21 protein-coding genes are annotated in these 24,079 nt (G+C 52.3%); 9 read left to right on the plus strand and 12 right to left on the minus strand.

Going from position 1 to position 24,079, the window contains the following annotated elements; genetic code table 11:
- Positions 1–36: 36 nt before the first annotated feature.
- Entirely contained in the window at positions 37–2,145 is a 2,109-nt protein-coding gene (locus RB298_RS31925; protein WP_486050335.1) for a class I SAM-dependent methyltransferase, read from the minus strand.
- 171 nt (positions 2,146–2,316) lie between these two features.
- Between RB298_RS31925 and RB298_RS31930 the strand changes: the two genes are divergently transcribed.
- The 5 genes from RB298_RS31930 to RB298_RS31950 all read left to right on the plus strand — a co-directional run bounded on the left by RB298_RS31930 (position 2,317) and on the right by RB298_RS31950 (position 8,039).
- The gene (locus tag RB298_RS31930) at positions 2,317–3,036 is read left to right on the plus strand and encodes a 3-ketoacyl-ACP reductase (RefSeq protein WP_015733909.1); all 720 of its coding nucleotides are present in this window, start codon (positions 2,317–2,319) and stop codon (positions 3,034–3,036) included.
- A gap of 324 nt (positions 3,037–3,360) precedes the next feature.
- On the plus strand, positions 3,361–4,284 hold the full coding sequence (locus RB298_RS31935) for an AEC family transporter (RefSeq protein ID WP_015733908.1): 924 nt from the start codon (positions 3,361–3,363) through the stop codon (positions 4,282–4,284).
- 33 nt (positions 4,285–4,317) lie between these two features.
- Entirely contained in the window at positions 4,318–5,499 is a 1,182-nt protein-coding gene (locus RB298_RS31940; RefSeq protein WP_277748241.1) for a MalY/PatB family protein, read from the plus strand.
- A gap of 170 nt (positions 5,500–5,669) precedes the next feature.
- Entirely contained in the window at positions 5,670–6,932 is a 1,263-nt protein-coding gene (locus RB298_RS31945; protein WP_096775303.1) for an MFS transporter, read from the plus strand.
- 12 nt (positions 6,933–6,944) lie between these two features.
- Positions 6,945–8,039 (plus strand): ArsR/SmtB family transcription factor, encoded by a 1,095-nt coding sequence (locus RB298_RS31950; RefSeq protein ID WP_375120662.1) that lies wholly within the window; start codon positions 6,945–6,947, stop codon positions 8,037–8,039.
- 176 nt (positions 8,040–8,215) lie between these two features.
- Here the strand turns inward: RB298_RS31950 and RB298_RS31955 are convergent, their stop codons facing one another.
- From RB298_RS31955 to RB298_RS31990, 8 genes are all read right to left on the minus strand, one after another.
- Entirely contained in the window at positions 8,216–10,135 is a 1,920-nt protein-coding gene (locus RB298_RS31955; protein WP_192569398.1) for a DUF4855 domain-containing protein, read from the minus strand.
- Positions 10,136–10,300: 165 nt separating this feature from the next.
- Positions 10,301–11,014, minus strand: a complete 714-nt coding sequence (locus RB298_RS31960; protein WP_452517283.1) for an N-acetylmannosamine-6-phosphate 2-epimerase — start codon at positions 11,012–11,014, stop codon at positions 10,301–10,303.
- 47 nt (positions 11,015–11,061) lie between these two features.
- Positions 11,062–11,895 carry a carbohydrate ABC transporter permease gene (locus RB298_RS31965; protein WP_096775299.1) on the minus strand — a complete coding sequence of 278 codons (834 nt, stop codon included), beginning with the start codon at positions 11,893–11,895 and terminating at the stop codon, positions 11,062–11,064.
- Positions 11,895–12,824 carry a carbohydrate ABC transporter permease gene (locus RB298_RS31970; RefSeq protein ID WP_036662491.1) on the minus strand — a complete coding sequence of 310 codons (930 nt, stop codon included), beginning with the start codon at positions 12,822–12,824 and terminating at the stop codon, positions 11,895–11,897. Before RB298_RS31970 ends, RB298_RS31965 begins: the two co-directional genes overlap by 1 nt.
- An 87-nt stretch (positions 12,825–12,911) precedes the next feature.
- A complete protein-coding gene (locus RB298_RS31975) occupies positions 12,912–14,228 on the minus strand; it encodes an ABC transporter substrate-binding protein (RefSeq protein ID WP_096775298.1) in 1,317 nt (438 codons plus the stop codon).
- 255 nt (positions 14,229–14,483) lie between these two features.
- Positions 14,484–15,446, minus strand: coding sequence for an ROK family protein (locus RB298_RS31980; RefSeq protein WP_452517286.1), 963 nt, complete (start codon positions 15,444–15,446; stop codon positions 14,484–14,486).
- 106 nt (positions 15,447–15,552) lie between these two features.
- Positions 15,553–16,422, minus strand: coding sequence for a MurR/RpiR family transcriptional regulator (locus RB298_RS31985; RefSeq protein ID WP_036662487.1), 870 nt, complete (start codon positions 16,420–16,422; stop codon positions 15,553–15,555).
- Positions 16,423–16,611: 189 nt separating this feature from the next.
- On the minus strand, positions 16,612–17,139 hold the full coding sequence (locus tag RB298_RS31990) for a hypothetical protein (protein WP_213580500.1): 528 nt from the start codon (positions 17,137–17,139) through the stop codon (positions 16,612–16,614).
- A gap of 173 nt (positions 17,140–17,312) precedes the next feature.
- Between RB298_RS31990 and RB298_RS31995 the strand changes: the two genes are divergently transcribed.
- The 4 genes from RB298_RS31995 (at position 17,313) to RB298_RS32010 (ending at position 20,155) form a co-directional block, all read left to right on the plus strand.
- Positions 17,313–17,906 (plus strand): M15 family metallopeptidase, encoded by a 594-nt coding sequence (locus RB298_RS31995; protein WP_486050342.1) that lies wholly within the window; start codon positions 17,313–17,315, stop codon positions 17,904–17,906.
- Positions 17,907–18,175: 269 nt separating this feature from the next.
- A complete protein-coding gene (locus tag RB298_RS32000; protein ID WP_009591591.1) occupies positions 18,176–18,562 on the plus strand; it encodes a GntR family transcriptional regulator in 387 nt (128 codons plus the stop codon).
- Complete coding sequence (locus tag RB298_RS32005) at positions 18,552–19,430, plus strand: ATP-binding cassette domain-containing protein (RefSeq protein ID WP_486050344.1); 879 nt, start codon at positions 18,552–18,554, stop codon at positions 19,428–19,430. Before RB298_RS32000 ends, RB298_RS32005 begins: the two co-directional genes overlap by 11 nt.
- Complete coding sequence (locus RB298_RS32010; protein ID WP_213580498.1) at positions 19,427–20,155, plus strand: Tat pathway signal protein; 729 nt, start codon at positions 19,427–19,429, stop codon at positions 20,153–20,155. The genes RB298_RS32005 and RB298_RS32010 overlap by 4 nt, the downstream gene beginning before the upstream one ends.
- 85 nt (positions 20,156–20,240) lie before the next feature.
- On the opposite strand, the gene mmsB is transcribed toward RB298_RS32010, so the two are convergent.
- The 3 genes from mmsB to chvE are packed head-to-tail and all read right to left on the minus strand — an operon-like array spanning position 20,241 to position 24,071.
- Positions 20,241–21,407: a multiple monosaccharide ABC transporter permease gene (gene mmsB / locus RB298_RS32015; protein ID WP_009591707.1), complete on the minus strand. Its 1,167-nt coding sequence runs from the start codon at positions 21,405–21,407 to the stop codon at positions 20,241–20,243.
- Positions 21,408–21,409: 2 nt separating this feature from the next.
- On the minus strand, positions 21,410–22,942 hold the full coding sequence (gene mmsA / locus RB298_RS32020; protein ID WP_486050347.1) for a multiple monosaccharide ABC transporter ATP-binding protein: 1,533 nt from the start codon (positions 22,940–22,942) through the stop codon (positions 21,410–21,412).
- Positions 22,943–22,985: 43 nt separating this feature from the next.
- Positions 22,986–24,071 carry a multiple monosaccharide ABC transporter substrate-binding protein gene (gene chvE, locus RB298_RS32025; RefSeq protein WP_036662480.1) on the minus strand — a complete coding sequence of 362 codons (1,086 nt, stop codon included), beginning with the start codon at positions 24,069–24,071 and terminating at the stop codon, positions 22,986–22,988.
- Positions 24,072–24,079 lie beyond the last annotated feature (8 nt).

Genomic DNA, 24,079 nt, shown 5'->3' on the forward strand with positions numbered 1-24,079 from the left:
GTCCTCTTTTTTATAGATTACAGCAGGGTATGGCCTTTACGGACGAGTCGGCTTCTCGATCACGTAAAGGCAGGTGCTGTCCGGCAAAGTTACCTCCTTCCCATCCTCATCCATGAATTCGATGCGGTCAGCCAATGCCTCGGCATATCCTTCCTGAAGATAATGCTGCTGCACGCGGATCAGCGCTTCGGGGCCCAGCGTTCGGCGGATGCACTCCGCATACTGCGTAGGCGTGAAATATCCGAACTGCTCCTGCACTTCATGAACATACGCTTCGGGGCCCCAAGTATAGGTATACAGAAACTCCATCGCATCGTTGACAGGCATACGCACCTCCGCGTCTGCCAGCTGCTCGTAGGATATGACCCGGCCTTTGAAATCCGAGGCATACCGGATCAGCCATTCCATGCCGTCTGCCTCAAGGAAACGGATCCTTCTCCAGGTATCCTCGGGCTCGGTCATGATTCCATCACGGATAATGATGCGGCCCCCGGGCGCAAGTACCTCATAGGCACTGAGCAAGGCTGCCTCCACGGTCGCCGTATTGAAGCGCGAACCGTCTGTTTCAATGTACGAATACAACTCATGCAATATCGAGGAGAAGATGACCGTATCGACGCTTCCGGGTTTCACATAGTCCCTGAGATTCAGCGCGTCCCCCTTCAGGACCTCCCATGTTTTGTGCTCCAGACGTTTGCGTTTCTCCAGCGCTTCAATCACGTTCGAGGAGATATCGATCCCGACGGGGCGCGCGTGCGGCAGCCGTTCCTCGATCAGGTCAAGCAGCACGCCTCCACCGGGACCGATATCCAGTACCGCCGTTCCCGTGATATAATCCAGAATCACTTTCTTGTAATCTCCCGTGCTGTTCATATCGTTTAAATAACTCTCTTCGTTATGAAACCGGTCATAAGCATCCCGCCTCAGGCCAAACAGATCAAACAACAGCAGCACTGCCTTCTCGTAAAGCGGGGATTTCTCCGCCTCGATGCAAAAATCGATTAATTTCTCCGCGGCCTGCGAGAATTCGAAGGTAAAGAATACCGTATCCGGCAGCTCCGGCTTTCGTTCGATGCGGTGGCGCAGATGCGGGTTGGCACTCGCCTGACCTTGAAGGCAGGCCTCCCAATCCGTCTGGCGCAAATATTGCTCGATCATTCTTTTCTTGTACACGTTCAGCTTCTTGACGCCCTTGTAATCGTAATACATATCGTTCATCAGCGGCTCAAAGCTCAGGTGGCTCATCGAATCCGAAGACCATTGATCCTCCGGGCTCTGTTTCTCCGGATGGAGAGCCAGCAGCAATACCTTCACGAACTCTTCCAACGAGAAATCCTGCAGGGCCGCTTCCACATACCAAAGCGTCATGTCCTGAAACCCATGCAGGGCAGCAGGCAGATCCGTCTGCCTCCGAATCTCCTGAAACTGCCTGTCGAAATCTTCTCCCCGGGCAATCGAAGCGGTCCGAAGGCGGCGCAGCCTTTCCTCATAAGTCCACCGATCCGGGACGCTCCCTTGGGCAAGCTTGCGAATCAGTTGTTTGATTTCCTCCTCAACGGAATGCCATAGCTCCTCCGATACGGCAGCAATGATGCAGTGATTCAAAGGGATCAGCAGCCGGATCAGCTCATCTTCGGTGAGCCGTCCTTCCACCGTAAGCTTCATCAGCGGCAGGTTTTCCTCGAAGGCGACTTCCCCCCGGATGTGTTGCCCGAGCAGTCCATGGGTAAGTATGAGAGTATGTACCATCTCTTCGTGCGGTGACAGGGTTCCCCTGCCTTGCCGGATATGTCTTTCATACAGCTGCGCGGACCCGATATTATGCAGGAACAATTGGATGCCCGACTGCTGCCAGCGAAGGCGATCCCTCATCGTTCCGCCCTTGGCCGTTTCAGCCCACACCAGGACTTCTTCCAGCAGCTCTTTGATCCAATAGGAAACAGGCAGCGAATCCAGTATCTTCAATGTGCGTTCTACATAATCCAGCACGGGGTTGGCATGGGTCAATTGCCCGATGGACGTGATCCGTTCCAGATTGACGATTCGTTCCTCGGCCGATATCAGCTTCAATAGCCATGGATGCGTTCCCGCAGCCGATTCATCCCCCTGACGAAACGCGGTTATGATATTCAGCGCTTGCAGCATAGGTTGTTCCTCCACTTCCTGTTAAAAATGAACAAAGGTTATCTTGGTTTCGCTGCTACGATTATAACAAATTGTTTAGGGTGGATCGCGGGCATTTGGTAGTTGCGGATGGTACAGGGTATACTGGTCAACGAAACCATATTTTTTATCAATGTGAAGGAGTGAATGTACATGAGCCTGAAAAATAAAACAGCCCTCATCACGGGTGCAGGCAAAGGGATTGGACGCGCCCTGGCCATCGCACTTGCCAAGGAAGGCGTGCACGTTGGACTCGTCGCCCGTACGGCAGCAGACCTGGAGCCGCTGAGCGCCCTGGTTGCCGAGCAATATGGTGTCAGAGCCGTCGCGGCGGTGGCCGACGTTTCCGTGCAGAGCGAGGCAGAGGCTGCTTTCGCTGCGGTAAACATGGAGCTGGGCTCGGTGGACATTCTGATCAACAACGCGGGCATCGCCCAGTTCGGCAACCTGCTGGAGATGGAACCCGAAGCCTGGAAGCGTATCGTTGACGTGAATCTGATGGGGACTTACTATATGACCCGCGCAGCGCTGCCCGGCATGATCGAGCACAACCAAGGAGACATCGTCAATATCTCTTCTACGGCCGGAGAACGCGGCTTCGCCACGGGCTCAGCCTATAACGCTTCGAAATTTGCGGTTATGGGACTGACCGAAGCCGTGCTGCAGGAGGTCCGCAAGCACAACATCCGCGTGACGGCGCTGACCCCGAGCACCGTGAACACGGATCTCGCCGTCAATGCCGGCTTGAAGATCGGGGACGAGGACCGGATGATGCAGCCGGAAGACGTAGCCGAGCTTGTACTGGCTGCGCTCAAGCTGCCGCAGCGCGTATTCGTCAAATCCGCCGGGATTTGGACAACCAACCCGCAATAAGGACGCGCCGACAGACGCTCCCATTGCAATAACCAATTCAAGGGTGTTCTTTGGTCAGGGGCCAAGGAACACCCTTTTTGCGTGCAGCCGGCGTGTATCGCGATGGTCTGCGCCAGCGAATCCTGCGCAACCCTTCCCCCAAGGCAAGGTTCCGATAAGGTCAAGAACGTTTCGCTTAAAGACCCGGCAAGATGCGCATGCTTTGTTCTTTTTTCCATGCGGAATCAAGTGTCAACCATCCGTTGTCATGATATAATGACATGGCGTCATACGCACAGCCAGACCATTACCAAGCTATACTCATGGAAAGAAGATGACAACAGCATGATCGCCGACATTTTACTTGAAGTGGTACTTCCCATCTTTGTCCTGATAGGCTTTGGCATTATTATGCAATATGCCTTTAAGCTCGATTTGTACACACTCGCCAAAATCAACTTTTACTACATTACGCCTGCAGCCGTATTTATGAGTATGTACGAATCCAAGATGTCACCGCAGCTTCTGGGCATGGTGGCGTTATTTTATGCGCTTTATATCGGCGTCCTCTACTTGATCAGCATGCTGGTTGCCAGACAGCGCAAGTTCAACCGGGGGATGAGAGCCGCATTTACCAACAGCCTCCTGCTGGATAATTCGGGAAACTACGGCCTTCCGATCAATGATCTGGCCTTCAAGGGAGATCCGATGGCCGGCTCGGTGCAAGCGCTGATCATGTCATTTCAAAGCCTCCTTACGTTTACGTACGGAGTTATTTCCATTCAGGGAGCCAAGACGGAGGGATTATACAAACAGGCCATTATCGGATTTCTGAAAATGCCCGTCCCCTATGCCCTCGTCATCGGCATTGTGCTGCATGCCCTGGCCTTGCCGCTTCCGGTCTTTATCTCGCAGCCGCTGACCTATGCGGACCAGTCCATGGTGGCGATCGCCCTGCTGACGCTCGGAGCACAGATCATTAAATATCCGCTGCGCCTGCGCCGGCTCGATGTTTACCTCAGCGTCCTGCTGCGTCTCTTGGTCGCGCCGGCTATCGGCATTCTGATCGTGCTGCTGCTCGGGCTAAAAGGCGTTCCGGCGCAAGCGCTCATCATCGCTTCCGGCATGCCCGTCGGCGTCAATTCGTCCATCCTGGCGGAAGAATATCAGAATGAGCCTGATTTTGCTGCACAAACTGTCCTTATATCGACCATACTAAACGTAATTACGATTACCGGCCTGATCACGCTGGCCAAATTCATAGCCTAAAGACTAACTCTACTCAGCTAGGAGGAATTACATATGAATTTTGATCTTGCGATTGACCGCACCTGCACCAACTGTCAGAAATGGGACAATGTCCCCACCGTTTTCGGCGTGCCGGACGCGCTTCCGATGTGGGTGGCCGACATGGATTTTGCCGCACCATCCGCCGTTGTAGAGGCGCTTCATAAACGGGTGGAGCATGGCGTGTTCGGCTATACGTTCCCGTCCGACTCTTACCGCGAAGCGATTAGCGATTGGATGAAGAAACGCCACAGCTGGAGCATTCAGCAGGAGTGGATTCAGTTCTGTCCGGGCGTCGTCCCGGCTCTCAGCCTTATCGTGGATGCGTTCACCGAGCCGGGCGATCAAGTCGTCATCCAGACGCCGGTCTATCCGCCGTTCTACAGCGTCGTTCAGGACCATGGCCGTGAGCTGGTGCATAATCCGCTTCTTCTTAGCGAAGAGGGGGATTACACGATGGATTTCGAGGACCTGGAGAAGAGCTTTTCTACCGGCCATGTCAAAATGATCATTCTGTGCAGTCCGCACAACCCGGTGGGCCGGGTGTGGAGCCGAGCGGAGCTGGATCGTCTGGCTTCCCTCTGCCAGCAATACGACGTGCTTGTCGTATCGGATGAAATCCATGCGGATCTGGTGTTTGAACCCGGCGCGCATACGCCGTTCGCCGCGCTGTCCGAGGATGCCGCCGAGCGTTCCATCATCTGTACCGCTCCTAGCAAGACGTTTAATATCGCCGGCCTGAACACGGCGAACATCATCATCCCGAATGCGCAGCTGCGCAGCAAGTTCCGCAAAATATTGAACCGTTACGCCATCGGCTCCATCACGCCGATGGGTGCGGCCGCCACCGAGGCTGCTTACCGTGAGGGCGAACCGTGGCTGGATGAGCTTCTGGTTTACATCCGCGGGAACATGGAGCTGGTAGCCCAATATGCACAGGAACATCTGCCCGAGCTGAAGGTGGTTATGCCGGAAGCCACCTACCTGTTGTGGATTGATTTCCGCGGCATGGGCATGTCCCACGAAGAGCTAAACCGCTTCCTCGTTCAAGAGGCGAAGCTCGGATTGAACAGCGGCGCGGCCTTCGGCAAGGAAGGCGAAGGCTTCATGCGCATGAACCTGGCCTGCACGCGCGCCACCGTTCAGGAGGCGTTGTCCCGCCTGAACAAAGCTGTCGGGGAATGGCGGAAGGCTTAAAAACATACAAGATCCCGGAATGAAATGACAAACGGAGTCAAGCCCATGGCTGACTCCGTTTATTTTTTTATTTTACGATAACGGATCTTTTATTAGATAATGATCTAAAATTATTATTGACCATCATCTAACAGTTATGTTTTACTTCTATCTAGAAAGGTGGTTAGATGATGGTGATACAAGAAAACGCTCGAGAGATTCGTTATCGGGATCTGTCATCCCAAAAGGAGTATCTGAAGTTAATGATGGCCAATGCCGTGAACCGGTTCGGCGATTCCATCGACATGATTGCTTTTTCCTTGATGGTATACCAGCTTACCGGTTCCGCCTCATGGGTAGCCGTTATTTTCGGCATCAATGCACTCCCTTCCATCCTGTTTCAGCCCTTTGCAGGCGCCATCGTTGAAAGACTTCACAAGAAAACCATCATGATCCTTGCGGATATCGGACGAGGAGTGATTGTAGGCGTCACTGCCGTCCTGCTTCTGCTTGATCTGCTTCAACCCTGGATTCTGCTTGTGCTTACGTTCATGAATTCCACGCTGGAATCCCTTCGCATTCCCGCCGGGTTAGCCATCATTCCCCAAGTGCTTGATAAAGCCTTATATACCCATGGCATATCCTTAAATTCAACCATCAAGAAAATCGTGGAGTTAGCCGGTCTTGGCGCTGCCGCAGCCATCATCGGATTATTCGGCCTTGGGGTGGCTATTTTGATCGACGCCGTCACCTTTTTACTGTCCGCCCTCTTCATTCTGGGCATCAACAACAAGGAAACATGGCAGCGGAGCCCGATTCGGCTGGATTTGAAAGGCTATCTCCATGCGCTGGCCGAGGGATTCATCTATCTAAGAAAGGCAAAAGTCGTATTCGCCGTCTGCATATTAGGCGGCATCATGGGCATCTTCCTGATTCCCATTAACTCCATGATGGCTCCATACACGACGGGAGTGTTAGGACTGTCCGCCAAGGGGTTGTCCGTTGCCGGCATTTCCTCAACGATCGGTCTTGGCATCGGTGCCTTCTTGTTCCCTTACTTAAGAAAACATTTCTCTGCACGCATTCTGTTCATCACTGGCGGGACGTTCATTGGAATCTGTTATCTGGTATGGTTCTGGATATCGCACTATTCCGGACAAGTCATGCTGACCTATGTCATGTTGGCTTCTACCATGCTGATATTCGGTTTTTTTGCTTCCTTCGTGGAAACGGTGATCGGGGTAGCCTTCATGGAACACATTGAGGAATCCTACTTGTCTCGCGCCGGTGCCATTTTTAACGCGATCGCAAGCTCAACTATTCCGCTCGGTTCGCTGATCATCGCCACCGCGATGACGTTTATAACCCTTGAACAGCTATTTGTCGCTACTGGTATTTTTACAATTATATTGTTTGTTGGTATGCTCTTCATAAACACATTACGCCAGCTGTAAAGGAGTAATCCCATGAACATAACGGTATTGGCAAGGCCGGATATTCTCCGTGAATGCATCGAATTGCTCTATCGGTATACGAATCATGAAGACACCCGGTCCGTGAAGAATGAACTCACGATGAAATATAATCTGGACTCGCCGGACCTATTGCAAACCTTCGACCCCATCATCGAGATAGGAGAGCTGGTTTACGGCCAACTGGAAGCAGCGCCTGATCGCATGGCTTTTTTCTTCGAAAGCCGGGGACAAGCGGGGTGGTGCTGCGCCAAGCTGCTATTGGATGAATATCTCCGCTCAGCGGGTACGAATGCGAATATTCTTCGGCTGTCCCCTGTCATGCAGGATGAACGGCGGCGCAAGTACGCGGAGTCTCTCTTCCGATTATTTATGGGGGATGCCGAAAGCCACGAATGCCTAGCGACTCATAACGATGCCGATCTGACCAACATGATTGACGGACTCGAACTGGACGTTCAGGAGAAATGGACACTACATCTCTTATATCAGAACTTTGATTTGTACATGCAGGAATTGCGGAGCATCCTTGAACAGGCCATGACCCTGTATGAGGAACAATTGCCCTTGCTTGAGCCTCTGCTGGACCGCTTTGCGGCAAGATACCATCAGGTGGTTCAAACCGAACCGCTGGAGTACATCAATAACCGATTCCAAATCAATCTCTTGGACGATAAGGAAATCCGAATCGTTCCGCAAATCATGGGTTTCAATATGGTCACGCTCCATCCTCAAAAAAGCGAGATTTCAATAGAGACGCTGTATATCGGCATTCTCTTTGAAGCTCTTCAAGAAGCGGTCAGCCGGGTCATCTCGGACGAGAAGATATGCAAAACGTTGAAAATGCTGAGCGATGCCAGCAAATTTGCAATTCTGAAGTCAATTTACCGTGAGCCGGCATACGGTTCGGAACTGGCAGACCGGCTGAATCTAACCACGGCTACCATCTCGCATCATATGAACGCACTCATACACCAGGGATTCGTCATGATGGAAAAGCGGGCAAACCGAATCTACTACCGAATGAATCGGACGGCTGTCGAGACTTACCTGGAACAGCTGCGATCCAGCTTATTGCAGCAGGAATGAGCAGTCGTCCTTGCATGCCCGGTATGGGATTTATCCTCTCCGCATAAGGAAAAAGAAGGGTGAGCCAAGGTCTCTCCTTTGGCTCACCCTTCTTATGCAACTCTTCCTCTTCCACAGCCGTTAGTCGCTTCGCCAAACGAAAATAGCTGTTGAGCGAACTCTTATCCGTCTGAATGCTACTGCATATGCTTCGCCAAATACTCGCCGTTTGCCTTCAGCAAGGGATAGGCTTTGCCGGATACCGTCCCGCTCTGCTTATGGCTTTCCAGCAACTCCATGAAGCCGTCCAAATGGTGGGCCGCCTGCTGCTTGTTCCCCTTCTCTTCGAAGCGGATGACCGAATCCAGGTGCGCCGTAAGCGAGCGGGCAGCCCCATGGTTCGCAAACCCGCCTGCTTGCTCCAGTTGATCGACCAGACCTTTCAGGTGCAGGGAGCTTGTATTCTCCAGCTGGTACGTTCCTCTAACAAACTGATACAACCAGTCATACATTATCCGGATATCCGGATCCTGGCTTGCCGCTGCATCTCTTAACACAGGCCCCGAGCCTTTGTAATACGCTTTGAAGGTATCGTTCATATAGCCATACTTCACGCCGCCATCCAGGTATTCCTTATACCGGTTGCGGAATACTTCGTCGGTCAGCATCCGTCCGTCAAACTCGATCTCGACGCCCATCCCGAATCGTTTGGCCGTATATGCGGCATCGTCCAGGCGCTCGCTGCTCATGTCTTCAAAGAAATAGTTCGGCTGGAACGCGACCGCGTCGAATCCGACCTCTTCCCACATATAACTCTTATAGGCCAAGAAATGAGGAATCCAGAAGGACTTTAAGCCTTCGCCGTGAATTTGGCCGTTCACGTATTTCAGCATATCCGGACCGGAAGCGCTTGTGCTTACCTGTTCGGACAGCCAGTATAAACCGGCAAGCTCCAGATTGGAATAATGGTTAGCCTCCCACCGCTGCAGCACTTCGTCCATCCACCAGCGGATCGCCTTTTGCCTGTTCGCCATGGCCGACTCCTCGCCAATGGCCCCGGCGTTAAAATTTTCGGAGATTCCATCTCCGTCCACGTCGCCGAAGTCGGTTAGATACTCGCCCGTATCCGGGATCATCACGACCACCTTGGTTTTATGGTCAGGCTGCCCCAGCTTGGCTCCCACCTCCTTGGTGGCTTCATTGAGCTGGTGCATCTCGCCGTCCGCATCAAAAGTCTTGTCGAGGTACCACTTCCAGTCCTTCAGGTTCGCGCCGCCGCCAAAGTCGCGTCCATCCGGCGATATCAACCCAAGCGTAAGCACGCCGTCAAAAAACCAATCCACCGGCTCCCCGTTCTGGTCCACGTAGCTGATCTGAGGAATGATCTCCTCTTTGCTCCAGTCTCCATCCCCATTGGCATAATGACCATTGTATAGAAGGGACAAATCATGAATGCCGGCCGTAGCCTCTCCCGGCTGCAAATATTTAAATTCTTGCGGCGGAAGCTGCACCGCCCCAGCGGCTTTGCCATCAGTCCCCATGATCTCGATTTCGTCGATGAAGGTCCAGGCCCTTGTATGCATGGTGAAGCTTACCTTCACATAACGCGCGTAAGCGAACTTCCCATCTTCGAAGCCCGGCACGCCATCGGTCTGGCTATCCCAAGCGTACGTTTCGTCTACAGGCGGACCGTCCACCCATAACGTCTGGGTCGCTTTATTCGTCAAGTTCGCCCAATGAACATTGTCGTCCGAGACATACATCGAAACCGTTAGCGGAAACAGAATCGCCGAGCCAGGCCAATCCTGCAGAAAACGCGCGTTGATGCCCGAGATGGATTTGGCCTCGCCAAGATCAAATACGACCTCACGCGTCTTCTTGCGTATATGACCGACCCATGCGGAATCCAGTACATTCCGCGTTCCATGTATTCCGTCGTTCAGTTTATGGCCAGGGTCGGGATAATTGGCTTCCGGGGCCTCCGACCACGAGTAGGTTGCATTTCTTGCCAGGTTTCGCACCTCCGATTGAGCCTCATCAGCATAAGCGAAAGGAATGATCGAGAACATCATGGCCACAATCATGGCTAACGATACCCGTTGTTTCATAGAACGCATATAAATTAACCTCCTCTTATCATGCTTCCTGATCTTCGCCGGTTTTCACCGGACTTCAGCCTTACGAGCTCCAGCAATCGTGGGCCGGCGCCGTAACTCGCGCCATTGCCATGGTTTCGTCATCTCACCCCCTTCCAGTCATGATCTGCCTTCATGCCTCCAATCCTATATTCGAACCCCCCTGCCCTTTCCTTCGTTCAGATCCACCTGCGCTTCAATCGATTTCCGATATCGTTCGGTTATATCCTGGGGACGCGTAATTGCGCTGCCTACCACGACAAACCGGGCGCCGGCATTCAGAGCCTGAATCATGTCGTCCGCGCTGGCAAACCTGCCTTCGGCTATAACCGGCAGCCGCGTTTCCTGAACCAGCCTTGCGACCAGCCCGATATCGGGCTTTGTCGTTTCCGGACTATAGGCTGTATACCCGGACAGCGTTGTGGAAATATAATGAACGCCCAAATCGGCTGCATACAGTCCTTCCTCCAAGGTGGAAACATCCGCCATCACATGGATTCCCCGACGAATCAGCTCATCGACTATCTCTTTCAGTTTGTTCCCATCCGGTCTCGGCCTCAGCGTCCCGTCCATTGCTACAATATCGGCGCCGGCCTCATGGACGGCTAAGGCATCCTCAAGGGTCGGCGTAATGTAAACGGGATAACCTTCGATCTGCCGTTTCAGCAGCCCGATGACCGGCACGCTCACCGCCGCTTTAATCGCCGCAATATCAGCCGTTCCATTGGCCCGGATCCCGATGGCTCCTCCCAGCACGGCCGCTTTCGCCATTTCAACCATATGCTGCGGTCCAAACAGCGGCTCTCCCTCATACGCCTGACAAGACACCACTAATCCTCTATCTGTAATCATCCGCCTCATATTTAGCTCCTACATCTGGTTTAGTATAAACTTGCGTCATCCTTCGTTTACTTCAAGCCCGTAATCGTGATGCCTTCGATAAACTTCTTCTGGACGAAGAAGTATAGAACGATGATGGGAATCGTAAACAGCGTAGCGGCTGCCATTAAAGGCCCCCACGCCACCCCATTCTCCCGAATAAATTGCTTCAGGCCGATGGACAGGGTCCATGTTTCCTGATCGTTCAAGTAAATCAACGCTCCCTGGAAATCGCCCCATGCGCCCAGAAACGTAAACAGGCCGATCGTCAGAAGGGCCGGTTTGGCAAGCGGCAGCACGATTTGGGCGTAGATGCGAAACTCCGACGCGCCGTCAATTTTGGCTGATTCGGTGAGCTCCATCGGAATTCCGTTAAAAAACTGCCGGATCAGGAACACATTGTACGCCATCCCCGTCCCGAACCACGCCGACAGCACCAGCGGCCAGTTGGAATTCAGCAGGTTGACCTTGTTGAATACGACATACAGCGGAATCATCGTTACCTGCATGGGGAGCATCAGCGTGCTGAGCATCAGGATAAACAGCATGTTTCGGCCTTTAAATTGAATTCTCGAAAAGCCGTACGCGACCAGCGGCGATAAAATCACGACGCCTGCAACGCTCATCAAGGCAATCACGACGGTGTTCCAAGTGTATTTGATGAACGGAATCATGTTGACCGCGTTTACGTAGTTATCCCATATCCATTCCGTCGGAATCCATTGGATGGGAATGACGAAGATTTCCTCCTCGGTCTTAAAGGTGGTCAGCAGCAGCCAGGCGAAGGGCGCCAGAAACAGCAGGCCCACGAGGATTAACAGCATATGAGGAATGATCTTTCGGCCGATAAATGCTTCGTTCATTATTTTTCACCTCCATAGAAGACCCACTTGCTGGATGTTTTGAAGATTAACAGGGTCAGCAGCAGCACGATGATAAACAAAATCCAAGCCATCGCCGAGGCGTAACCCATCTTCAGGAACATGAAGGCGTTCTGGAACAAATAAATCGCATAGAACAAAATCGAGTTCCCCGGCCCGCCAATGGCCTGATTGCTTGATTCCGCAAACACGTAGCCTTGGGAAAAATATTGAAAGGAGCCGATCAGCCCCATAATGAGCTGGAAGAAGGTCATGGGCGAGATGGCCGGCAACGTGATATGCCAGAACTTATGCCACTTGTTCGCACCGTCAATGGAAGCGGCCTCATAATACATTTTGGGCACTTCCTGCAGCGCCGCCAAATACATGATGGTGATCGTCCCGGTCCCCCAGAAACCCATCATAATCAGCGACGGTTTGGTCCAGTTCTCGTCCATCAGCCAATTCGGTTCGGGCAGGCCGATCGCGCCCAGCATCTGGTTCACCAAACCATATTGCGCGTTCAACAGCCAAATCCACAGCAAGGATCCCGCTACGGCCGGGACCAGCGTTGGCAGGAAATAAATCGTCCGGTACAGGGACAGTCCCTTGACGCTCTGGTTTAGCAGCAGGGCAATGCCCAGGGCGTACGCAAGTTGGGGGAAAAATCCGAACAAAGCCATGAATGCGGTGTTGTACAGGGATGAGAACATTTTGCCGTCTTGGGTCATCTCCACATAATTGTCCAGGCCGACCCATTGGGGCGAGGTAAACAGGTTATACTCCGTGAAGCTGTAATACAATGACGTGATAATCGGATAGAGCTGGAAGACCAGGAAGCCGAATATCCATGGACTTAAAAACAAAAGTCCGATGATCAGCCGTTTTCTTTCCCTGCTCTTCATTCCGCTCCGGGGTTCCAAACGTTCCATGTGATCTTTTCACCTCCAAGTAAAAAACAACACCTGCAGGGAGCGGCCAGCCTGCCTATCGTACTCGCCGCTCCTGCATCATCAAGATTATTTTTTGTCCGCGATCGGCTGCATCTTGCTCACGACATTATCCATCGCTTCCTGAGCGCTTATCTGTCCTTTGAGCGCCTTCTCCGTTTCTTCATTCAAGGTCTGCAAGTATTCGTTAATGTAAATGCTGTTCGGGAAGCCCTTCAAATTCGGATTTTTCGCACTTTCATAATAGTCCCAAAGTTCCTTCACCTCTTGGTTCTCCGTCAGCTTCGGATTATCAAGCGCTTTCATTAGAACGGGGATAGAGCCGCTCTGGATGCTGTATTCAATCTGAACGTCCTCACCGAGCAGGTACTGCATCACCTTCCACGCCTCTTCCTGATGCTTCGCCTTGGATGGAATGAACATGGCGATCGGACTAACCATGCCGGAGCCTTTAAGATCAGGGTTGGCTGCTGGGTAAGGGAATGGCGCTACGCCGACTTCCTTGCCTTCGCCGCGATGCTTGACATACCAGTTCTCCCAGCCGATAATCATGGCCAGCTTGCCGGTCAGGATCGGATCCTGCGGAGTTTCGAGACCGCCCATGCCCGATTTGAATTTATCGATGCTCTCCTGCCCGAATTCCTTATAATAATTCACTTGATAATCAATGGCCTTTACATTCGCTTCCTGGTTCGCGGTCAGCTTCCCGTTGCCGTCGTCCCATGAGCCGTTGAAGATGATCGGCCAAAACACGTTATCGATCCAAGGGTAATCCGGTATAAAGCCCATCTGCGTTATATTTCCTTTATCGTCCTTCTTGGTCAGCTTCTTCGAATATTCGAGCAGATCTTCGAGCGTCTCCGGCGGAGCCGTGAGTCCTGCTTCCTCGAACGCCTTTTTGTTGTAAAACAATTTATTGGCCATGCTCATGGAAATCGGGAACCCGAAGATATCATTGTTGACCTTCATGCGATCCAGCGCCGCAGGAATGATCTGGCTTGTGTCGAATCCGTCCCGTTTGATGAATTCCTCCAGCGACTGCACCGCACCGGCAGCAGACCAAGGTCCGATGTTATTCCACTGCGTTACGATGAGATCCGGAGCGCTGCCCCCCGAAATCGCGGTTAGTTGTTTCTGATGATCCTGATTGCTGAGTGTCTTGACTACGATGTCGTCCTGGCTTTCATTGAATTTCGCTACAGCATCCTCAATCGGCTTCGCGTTTTCTGCTGTGGCAGAACTCCATAATTGAATTTCAACCTTGCCGTCCTGGCCGGCCTTGCCGCCAGTGCCGCCCGCTCCGGAGCATGCGCTTAATACGGTGGAGAAGGCTAAGAGCAGCATAAGCAAAACGTGAAACGACTTCTTTCTATAGTGCTTCTTCAAAATGACTCACCCTCCAACATTTCATGGTTTTATAATTTCATAACTGAAGAAAAATTCCTTCTAAACAGAAATTAATGGATAATTACTCTTTCGTCAATCCTTAATTTTCTTGTTTTTGTTTTTATCCGGGCATAAAAAAAGCAAGGATTATAATCATAATCCTTGCTGCATCTAGGATATTTCATGATAATTACGCCTAGATCAACATTAAAAATATTTTTTAGTTATTTGAATCGTTTTGGAGAAATGATCCACCTATATGACGTATTGCATACATTCCATCTCACCGTAAAACCATACTTGGGCCGCCGCTCCTATGACGCCGGCGTCATTGCCAAAACTCGCAGCCATAATCCGGCAGCAGCTTCTCATATACGAAGACGTTCGGGCATCGATTTCCTGATCGAGCTCCTGCAAAAAACGGGGACCGGATTCCGCAACCCCGCCTCCGATCACAACGACCTCCGGATTAAAGGCATGAATATACCCGGCAACAGCAGCTCCCAGCGCCCGGATGACCACCCGCATGACCGCCGTGGCGGATGGATCATTCTGATGCCAAGCCCGAATAATATCCCGGGAATTAGGCCTCCATGCATATGAAACGCTTTCATTTCTTTGCATTTCAAGGCCTATTCTGGCAATCCCGCTTCCGGAGGCATACAGCTCGATGCATCCGTTATTTCCGCAGCTGCAGCGAGGGCCGTTAATGTCAACACTAACATGGCCGAGCTCCGCCGCCCCGCCAAAGACGCCTCGCAGAAGGCGTCCTGATTCCATGACGGCACCGCCGATGCCGGTGCCAAGAGCCAAGCACACAAAATTATCGCAGTGTTTGCCAACCCCGTACATCTTCTCCGCCATCGCAATGACATTGACATCATTGTCCACATACACGCGAGTGTTATAACGCTGTGTTACCAGCCGTTTAATTGCCGTCCCTGTCCAGTCGGGAAGCGTATCTCCCGCGTATAGAACGGTCCCTTCCCGAAAATCGATCTGGCCTGCGCTGCCGATGCCGATCCCTTGCACCTCTCCCTCAGCGCCGGCCGATTTCATCATCATGTCGATGCCAAGCAGCACTTTGTGCATAAGCTGCTCTGGACCTTTATGGGCCTCGGTTGGCACCCGATGCCGGTTTATGATCTCCCCCCCTCGATCGATGACCGCAAATTGGACTTTCGTCCCCCCAATATCAACGCCGATGGCGTAACCCATAACAAGGTAACACTCCCTTCTGTGATCCTTAAAAAACGAACGAAAGATCACCCCGCTTTCGCCGAGCCGATGATGAATATGTGAATCGATTCAAGGAATCGATTCACTAGTACAGCTTATCCGCAACGGAACTTGCGGTTTTTTTCAACGATTCCGAGGCATCCTCTTTTTTCATCGTTAAGAGCGTTGTAAGAATGTTCAGCATATACGTCTGCATGAATTTTGTCGCCAGTGCCCCGCCCTCGGTCGGCATTTCCCGGGAAGACACGAGCAGCACCGTATCTGCGTATGTGGCAATCGGGGAGCGCAGGTGCCCGGTCAAGCAGATGACGTCCGCTCCATTCTTCTTCGCTTCCTTCACCGGATCCACCAGGTCGCGCGTGCTTCCGGAAGTGGATATGGCGAATACGAGATCGCCCTTCTTGACCAATGAAGCGGACATGGCAATAATATGAGAATCCCGGTGCGCTTCCACATTGAGTCCCAGCCTCATCAGCTGATAATGCAAATCCAGGGCGGTTATGCCTGAAGAGCCTACGCCATAGACATACACTTTGTTTGCGGCCAGCAGTTTATCAACCGCCATCCTCAGATTGTCGGCATTCACCAGATCCAGCGTATTCTTCAGTAAAATTTCATGCTGCATCGTCAGCTTGCGAGCCACCGTCATCAAATCGTCCTGCTCATCGATAGAGGTATCGACTACGGATGGGGGACGATCCACCAAGTCCTGTGCAACGGACAGCTTGAACTCATGAAATCCCCGGAACCCCAGCTTGCGGCAGAATCGAATGACGGAGGTCTCTCCGACCCCTGCTTTCTCGGACAGATCCGTAACGGTGGCAAGGACCGTTTCCTCGGGGAAACCTTTTACGTAATCAGCCACTTTTTTCTCCGTCTTGGTCAGGGAAGAATAAATGCTTGATATCATCAGCAGCGTATTGGATTGATTCAGTCTTGGGCCTACTCTTGCCATTCCACATCCCTCATTTCTCTCTATCTGGACAAAAAAGAATATTTTCTCCTTAATTATATATTAAAAAAGAGTTTTCTTTCAATAGCAAAAAAGAAGCTGTCAGCATCCTTATGGAACGGATACTGCAGCTTCCATCATGATTTCGTTGCATTAAGAAAAATTCTGACCCGCGCATCCTTCCAGGCATGCTTACATCATCGTTCCGCTGTCGTCCGTGCTTGAAGTCAGTTCCTCGATAGCCACTGCCCCGTTCAGGCCGCCGCCGGCCGTTTGCGCCCGTTCCATTTGGTACCCTGCATCCAGCATCGAGCCATCCAGCTGATGCAGCTGCTGGCTGACTTGATCCATCTGTTTGAACAGCTGGCGATACTGATAGGCTTGCGCATAGTCGCTCTGCTGCGCGGCCTCGTCCAGCTGCTCGAACATCGTTTTATTCTCGCCCAGCACCTGTCGGTACTGCTCCGCCGCAGCGGTTCGGATATCCTGCGCCGCCCCCATCATCCCATGCAGCACCATCCTGCAGTTTACCAGCTCCTGTCGCACGGCGGAAGAAGTTTCAGGCGTGACCGCAGCCTGCGCATTCTGAAGCTCGGCGTGGATCCCGCCGAGCTCGTTCACGATCATCCCGACTTCGTCCATGCGGCCGTTCTGCCCTGCAGCAGCCAATTGGCTGGATAGCTGATTGAGTCTCATCGACATGTTTTGAATATTGCTCATTCGTTATTCCCCATTTCCGGACCAAGTCCTTTTTATGAATAGGATGCGATAAACCATGGATTGCTATTCATTCCGGTATCTGGGCGTGATATCCGGTCTGCTGGAATGCGGGGCGGGATGCCGATATAATAGAGTAAGCCATCATATGAAAGTAGGTAGATTAAAGAGTCCGCATGATCAAACGCAAAAAAACGACGCTTTTCCTTGTTGTTGCCTTATTGCTCGCCATATTCTACATGCAGCTGCAAAGCGCCATACCGGGATTTATCAACGATCTCGATTTTGATTTTAATAGCAAAGAATCCCCTGAAATCACCCAGCTCCACCCTTATGTACTGCAGCAAAAGAATGAGCTTGTCCGTCTCACCAAGAAAAAAGGGATCACGATTGTCATAACGGACGGTTACCGGAGCCACGAAGAGCAGACCCGCATCTACAATCAGGGCCGCAGCACCGAGGGCAGCATCGTGACGAATGCCAAGGCCGGGGAATCCCTCCACAATTACGGGCTCGCCATTGATTTTGCGCTGAGGCTGAAGGATGGCAGCGTCATCTGGGATATGGAATACGACGGGAACGGAAACGGCAAGGCCGACTGGATGGAAGTCGTGGAGATTGCAAAGGATTTAGGCTTCCAGTGGGGCGGAGATTGGGCCAACTTTCCGGATTATCCGCATCTGCAAATCGATTTTGGATTATCGATCCGTGATTTGAAACGGGGAAAGCTCCCTCCCATGGACGCTTCCCAGTATTCGGAAGCCAAATGAAATGATATTTCTATTTGTTTTTATTGAGCATCGAGGTTCGCATAGCATACTCTAGTTATACTCCAATACGACTGACGCATCAGTGAATAAATCAAGGCCGACCAGATCCTTCTGGCCGGCCTTTTTTGACGTTGTTCGCTGTTAAAGCGACTCAATGGATGTGTGATATTCAACCAAATGCTTGACATGCCGTTCACGTTTTGGTTATATAGTTATATATATAAGCATATAACCTTTACAGGACAATGAAGGCAAGGTGGTGATTCTTATTGAGCGGTACCGTGCATCCAGATAATAGGCCCCTGTTCATCCAGATCAAGGAAAAGATCGAGGACCAGATCGTCAATGACCAATTGCTTGAAGGTGAACAGGTTCCTTCCACGACGCAGCTGTCCCAATTTTACAAAATCAATCACATTACGGTGTTGAAGGGCATCAACCTGCTGGTTGATTCCGGACTCATCTATAAAAAGCGAGGTGTCGGCATGTTTGTTGCTGAGGGGGCCAAGGAAATGCTGCTCCGGACCCGAAAGAGTGCATTTGCGGAACATTATGTGGTGCCTATGGTACAGGAAGCGGACAAACTCGGTTTGTCCACGGATGAGCTTGTTCAAATCATAACCCAGTTAAAAGGAAGTGACCCCCATGAATCTTGATGTACAGTTAGATCGGGTATCGGTGACATACGGCAGCGTCGAAGCCGTCCGCGATATTTCCCTCCGCCTCCCGGCCGGCAAAATTTACGGTCTCCTCGGTCGCAACGGCGCAGGCAAAACCTCGCTCCTGTCGATCCTGGCTTCATTTCGCGAACCATCGTCGGGATCGGTTACGATTGGCGGCGAGCAGCCCTTCGAAAATGCCAAAATCATGAGGGAAGTTTCCTACATCTACGATGTCGACTATAAAGAGGAGACGGACAAGGTCAAGGCCGCGATTGAATCCGTTGCCAGGTACCGGCCCCATTTTGATACGGCTTATGCCCTGGAGCTTGCCCGCAAATTCAATTTGCCCCTGGATAAACAGCTCAAGCAGCTCTCCAAAGGCATGCAGTCCGCTTTTAACGTATGCATCGGCCTCGCCAGCCGGTCGCCGGTTACCATTCTGGATGAAGCTTATCTCGGCATGGATGCGCCTTCGCGCGAAATTTTTTACCGGGAACTGCTGAAGGACCAGGAACGACATCCGCGTACGTTCATTCTTTCCACCCACTTGGTATCGGAGATGGATTATTTGTTTGAGGAAGTCATTATCATCCACAAAGGCCGGTTCATTCTTCAAGACGATTATGAAAGCCTTACGTCCAGGGGTGTATCCATTACGGGTCCCGCGGCCAAGGTGGACGAATTCATCCATGGCATGAAGGTGCTCAACGTGCAGCAGCTCGGTTCCACCAAGGCCGTCATGGTCTACGGGGATCTGGGCGAGGCATCTCAATCAGCCGCATTGAAGGCAGGACTTGAGATCGGGCCGATCTCGCTCCAGGACTTGTTTATCCATCTGACGGGGGAGGAGTATTCCGCATGAAAAAGACGTCATCGCCCGTAAGCAAAGTATCGACGGAAATGTTTATTCAACAAGGCAGCTGGGCTTTGGGTTTTCTAACGATTGTGCTGCTGATCTATATTGGAGCCGGCATCGGCAGCAGCATTGGCATCAATGTTCGGGAAGGAATATCAGATGAGGACTTCTTCTCCATCGCTTACCGCTCCACCAAAGGATTTATGCTTGTCATCGGCATCATTTCAGCTTACGGTTTTCTGAGCTATTATGTAAGACACGGCATTACGCGCCGGGATTTCTTTGGTGGTTCCGCTTTAGCGGCCGTCTATCTGTCCCTGGCATTTCCGGTTGCCGCGGCTCTGATCCAGTGGATTGTATCGCTGTTTGCATCACAAGATGCGGGAAGCACCCGACTGCTGCAGGAGTTCGACAACAGCTGGCTGCTGACGCTCGTTTCCTACGGTATCCAAATCTTCATCTATTATCTGATGGGGTGGATGATTGGATCCGGATTTTACCGGTTTGGCTGGATTCGCGGCTTGGGATGGATCGCCGTTGCCCTCGTGTTGATCGGCTTCATGGATGCATTGTGGCAGTTCGAGCTGGCTTCCATATGGGAACAGTGGTTGCCGGTCACGACAGACTTTTCCGTCACGCTGCCGGTTTCGCTCGCAGGCTCCCTGGCCGTCATCCTGATTGCAATGATTCTGATTCGGCTGATCACCCGAAGAGTTACGATCAAAATGTAACCAATACGCAAAATAAATGGCTGATCCAGGGTAGCACCTTCTACCCCGGAATCAGCCATTTTATGATATAACGCCACCGTATAGATTAAGCGGCACTGCTCTTCTTCTTATTATAAATGTCGAAGGCTACCGCCGCGAGGAGAACCAGGCCCTTAATGCCTTGCTGCCAGTCGATGCCGAGACCTACGAGCGACATCCCGTTATTGAGGACGCCCATGACGAGCCCCCCAATGATCGCGCCGAAGACCGTCCCGATCCCGCCGGTGGCCGAAGCGCCGCCGATGAAGCTCGCCGCGATGGCATCCAGCTCGAAGTTCGTACCGGCTCTCGGCGTCGCCGCGTTCAAGCGGGCGGCAAAAATCAAACCGGAGATGGCGGCCATGACGCCCATATTGACGAATACCCAGAACGTGACCTTCTTGGTTTTCACGCCGGACAGCGCCGCCGCTTTTTCGTTGCCGCCAAGCGCATAAATATGACGGCCCATCACGGTTTTGTTCATCACGAAGGAATAGATGATAATGAGCACCAGCAGCAGAATCAGAATGTTCGGCAGGCCGGCGTAACTAGCCAGCATGAACGTAAAGGCATTGATCACGGCCGCGATGAGCACCAGCTTCAGAAGGAACAAGCCGCTTGGCAGAACGTCGAAGTTGTATTTTTTGTGGGCCTTTCGTTCCCGCAGCTCATTGATCAGGAAAATAACCGTAAAGATGATGCCGGCCAGAATCGCGATAAGGTTGGTGCCGGTGTTGCCGAAGTCCGGAATGAAGCCGGAGCTTAGCTTCTGGAAGCCGCCCGGAAACGGCGCAATGGATTGGCCCTCCAGCACAATCATCGTCAGGCCGCGGAACAGGAGCATGCCGGCCAGGGTTACGATAAAGGCCGGTATCCTCACGTAAGCCACCCAGAATCCCTGCCATGCTCCGATCAGACCGCCGACGATCAAGGATACGATGACGGCAATGACCGGATGCAGCTGCATATCGACCATCATGATCGCAGCAACGGCGCCGACGAAGGCGGCTACCGAACCGACCGACAAATCAATATGACCCGTAATGATGACAAGCACCATGCCGATGGCCAGTACGAGAATATAGCTGTTCTGGAGAATCAGGTTCGTGATGTTGATCGGCTCCAGCAGCAGCCCTCCCGTAATGATTTGGAAAAAAATCATAATGACAACAAGGGCGATGATCATCCCGTATTGGCGGATGTTGTTTTTAAACATTTTTTTGAGCGTCTCCATGCTTAAGCCCCTCCATTCTTGGTCATGTATCTCATCAAGGTTTCCTGCGAAGCCTGCTCTCTGCCAACTTCTCCGGTCATCCGTCCCGCGCTCATGACATAAATCCGGTCGCAGATCCCTAAAATTTCAGGCAGCTCCGAGGAAATGACAAGCACCGCCTTCCCCTCATCCGCCAGCTGGTTGATGATCGCGTAGATTTCGTATTTGGCCCCGACGTCAATCCCCCGCGTCGGCTCATCCAGAATCAGGATGTCGGGCCCAGCATAGATCCATTTACTCAGCACAACCTTCTGTTGATTCCCCCCGCTGAGGTTCCCCGTCTTCTGGAGAATGTTCGGCGTTTTGATCTTGAGCTTCTTCCGCATGTCTTCCGCCACGAGAATTTCTTCCCGATCATCAATGACCATGTTCTTTGCCAGCTTGGACAGTCCGGTCAGCGAGATGTTGCGTTTGATATCGTCCATGAGGATCAGCCCGTATTCCTTCCGGTCCTCGGTCACGTAAGCAAATCCGTTTTCAATCGCCTCGTTGATGGATTGATTCCGGATTTCCTTGCCGTCTTTCCGAAGCGTACCCGTGATGTTCCGGCCGTAAGCCCTGCCGAAAATACTCATCGCAAGCTCGGTCCGGCCGGATCCCATCAGCCCGGCAATGCCCACGACCTCCCCCCGGCGGATATTCATGCTCACGTTGTCAATCACTTTTCGGCCTGCTTGCAGCTCGTGGTATACCGTCCAATCCTTAACCTCCAGGATGACCTCCCCGATCTTCGGGCTCCGCTCCGGATAGCGGTTCGTCAAATCCCGCCCGACCATGCCGCGGATGATCCGGTCCTCGTTCACCTCGCCGCCTCTCATATCCAGCGTTTCAATGGTCTGGCCGTCGCGCAGAATCGTAATGGAATCCGATACCTTCGACACCTCGTTCAATTTATGGGAGATCAGGATGCAGGAGATTCCCTGCTTCTTGAATTCCAGCATCAGCGCAAGCAAATTCTCGCTGTCGTCCTCGTTGAGCGCCGCCGTCGGCTCGTCCAGAATAAGCAGCTTCACCTTCTTGGATAAGGCCTTCGCAATTTCGACCAACTGCTGCTTGCCGACGCCGATGCTGCCCACCTGCGTATTCGGGTTCTCGCTGAGCCCCACCTTATCCAGCAGCTCTTTGGCCCCCGTCATCGTCTCATTCCAGTTCATGATGCCCTTCTCGGCGCGCTCGTTCCCCAAGTAGATGTTCTCGGCAATCGACAAATAAGGAATCAGCGCAAGCTCCTGATGGATGATGACGATGCCCAGGTCTTCGCTTTGCTTGATGTTTTTAAATTCACAGACGCTGCCTTTGAACAGAATATCTCCCTCATAGCTGCCGTAAGGATACACGCCGCTCAGCACTTTCATCAGCGTGGATTTGCCTGCTCCGTTCTCCCCGCACAGGGAGTGGATCTCGCCTTCGCGAACCTTCAGATTCACCTGGTCCAGCGCCTTTACCCCGGGAAACGCTTTCGTAATGTTCCGCATTTCAAGAATGTACTCTGACATCTGGCTTCACCTTCCTATCCTTTCGTGTTCGCATGCCTAAAGACTATTTCAATCCGATTTCTTCCTTGGAATAGTAGCCCGTCTCCACAACCTCTTTCTCCACGTTGGAAGCATCAACGGATACAGGGGGAAGCAAATAGGCAGGCACGACTTTGATGCCGTTGTCGTACGATTCCGTATCGTTCACCTCGGCCTCTTCTCCCTTCAGCACGCTCTCCGCCATCTTCACCGCCTGCTCGGCGAGCTGGCGCGTGTCCTTGAACACCGTCTGGGTTTGCTCACCGGCCACGATCGACTTAATGGAAGCAAGCTCCGCATCCTGACCCGTGATGATTGGCAGCGGCTTGCCGGCCGTCCCGTAGCCTACGCCCTTGAGCGAGGAGATGATGCCGATGCTGATCCCGTCGTAGGGCGACAGCACCGCGTCCAGATTCTCGCTGGAATAGTTGGCGCTGATCAGGTTATCCATCCGCGACTGCGCCAGGGCGCCGTCCCAGCGCAGGGTTGCAATCTGGGCCATCGTGGTCTGTTTGCTCCGAACGACAAGCTTGCCCGAATCCATGTAAGGCTTGAGCACGGACATCGCGCCGTCATAGAAGAAGTAAGCATTGTTATCGTCCGGCGATCCGCCGAACAGCTCGATATTGAACGGCCCCTTCCCTTCCTTCAGGCCAAGCTTCTCTTCAATATAGGAGGCTTGCTGAACGCCGACCTGGAAATTGTCGAAGGTGGCATAATAACTCAAATGCTCGGTGTTGCGGATCAACCGGTCGTAGGCGATGACCTTGATTCCCTGATCATGGGCCTTCTTGATCACGTCGGTCAGCGTATTGCCGTCGATCGAAGCGATGACGATCACGTCGACCCCTTTCGTAATCATGTTCTCGATTTGGGAAATCTGGTTTTCAATCACGTCCTCGGCGAATTGAAGGTCGGTTTTATACCCTTTTTCCTGAAACAGCCGCTCCATGTTCTTCCCGTCAGCCACCCAGCGTTCGGATGATTTGGTGGGCATCGCAAGGCCGACGTAACCCTTCTCAGCATCGCCGGTTTGGCTTTCGGCGAGGTTGCAGGCCGTCAGGGCCAAGAGCAGCACCGCGATCAGCAATCCTGGCAATCCTCTCTTCATCGGTAGTT

It is taken from the genome of Priestia sp. BR_2, from assembly GCF_041954005.1.
GTDB classification, from domain to species: domain Bacteria; phylum Bacillota; class Bacilli; order Paenibacillales; family Paenibacillaceae; genus Paenibacillus_AQ; species Paenibacillus_AQ lautus_A.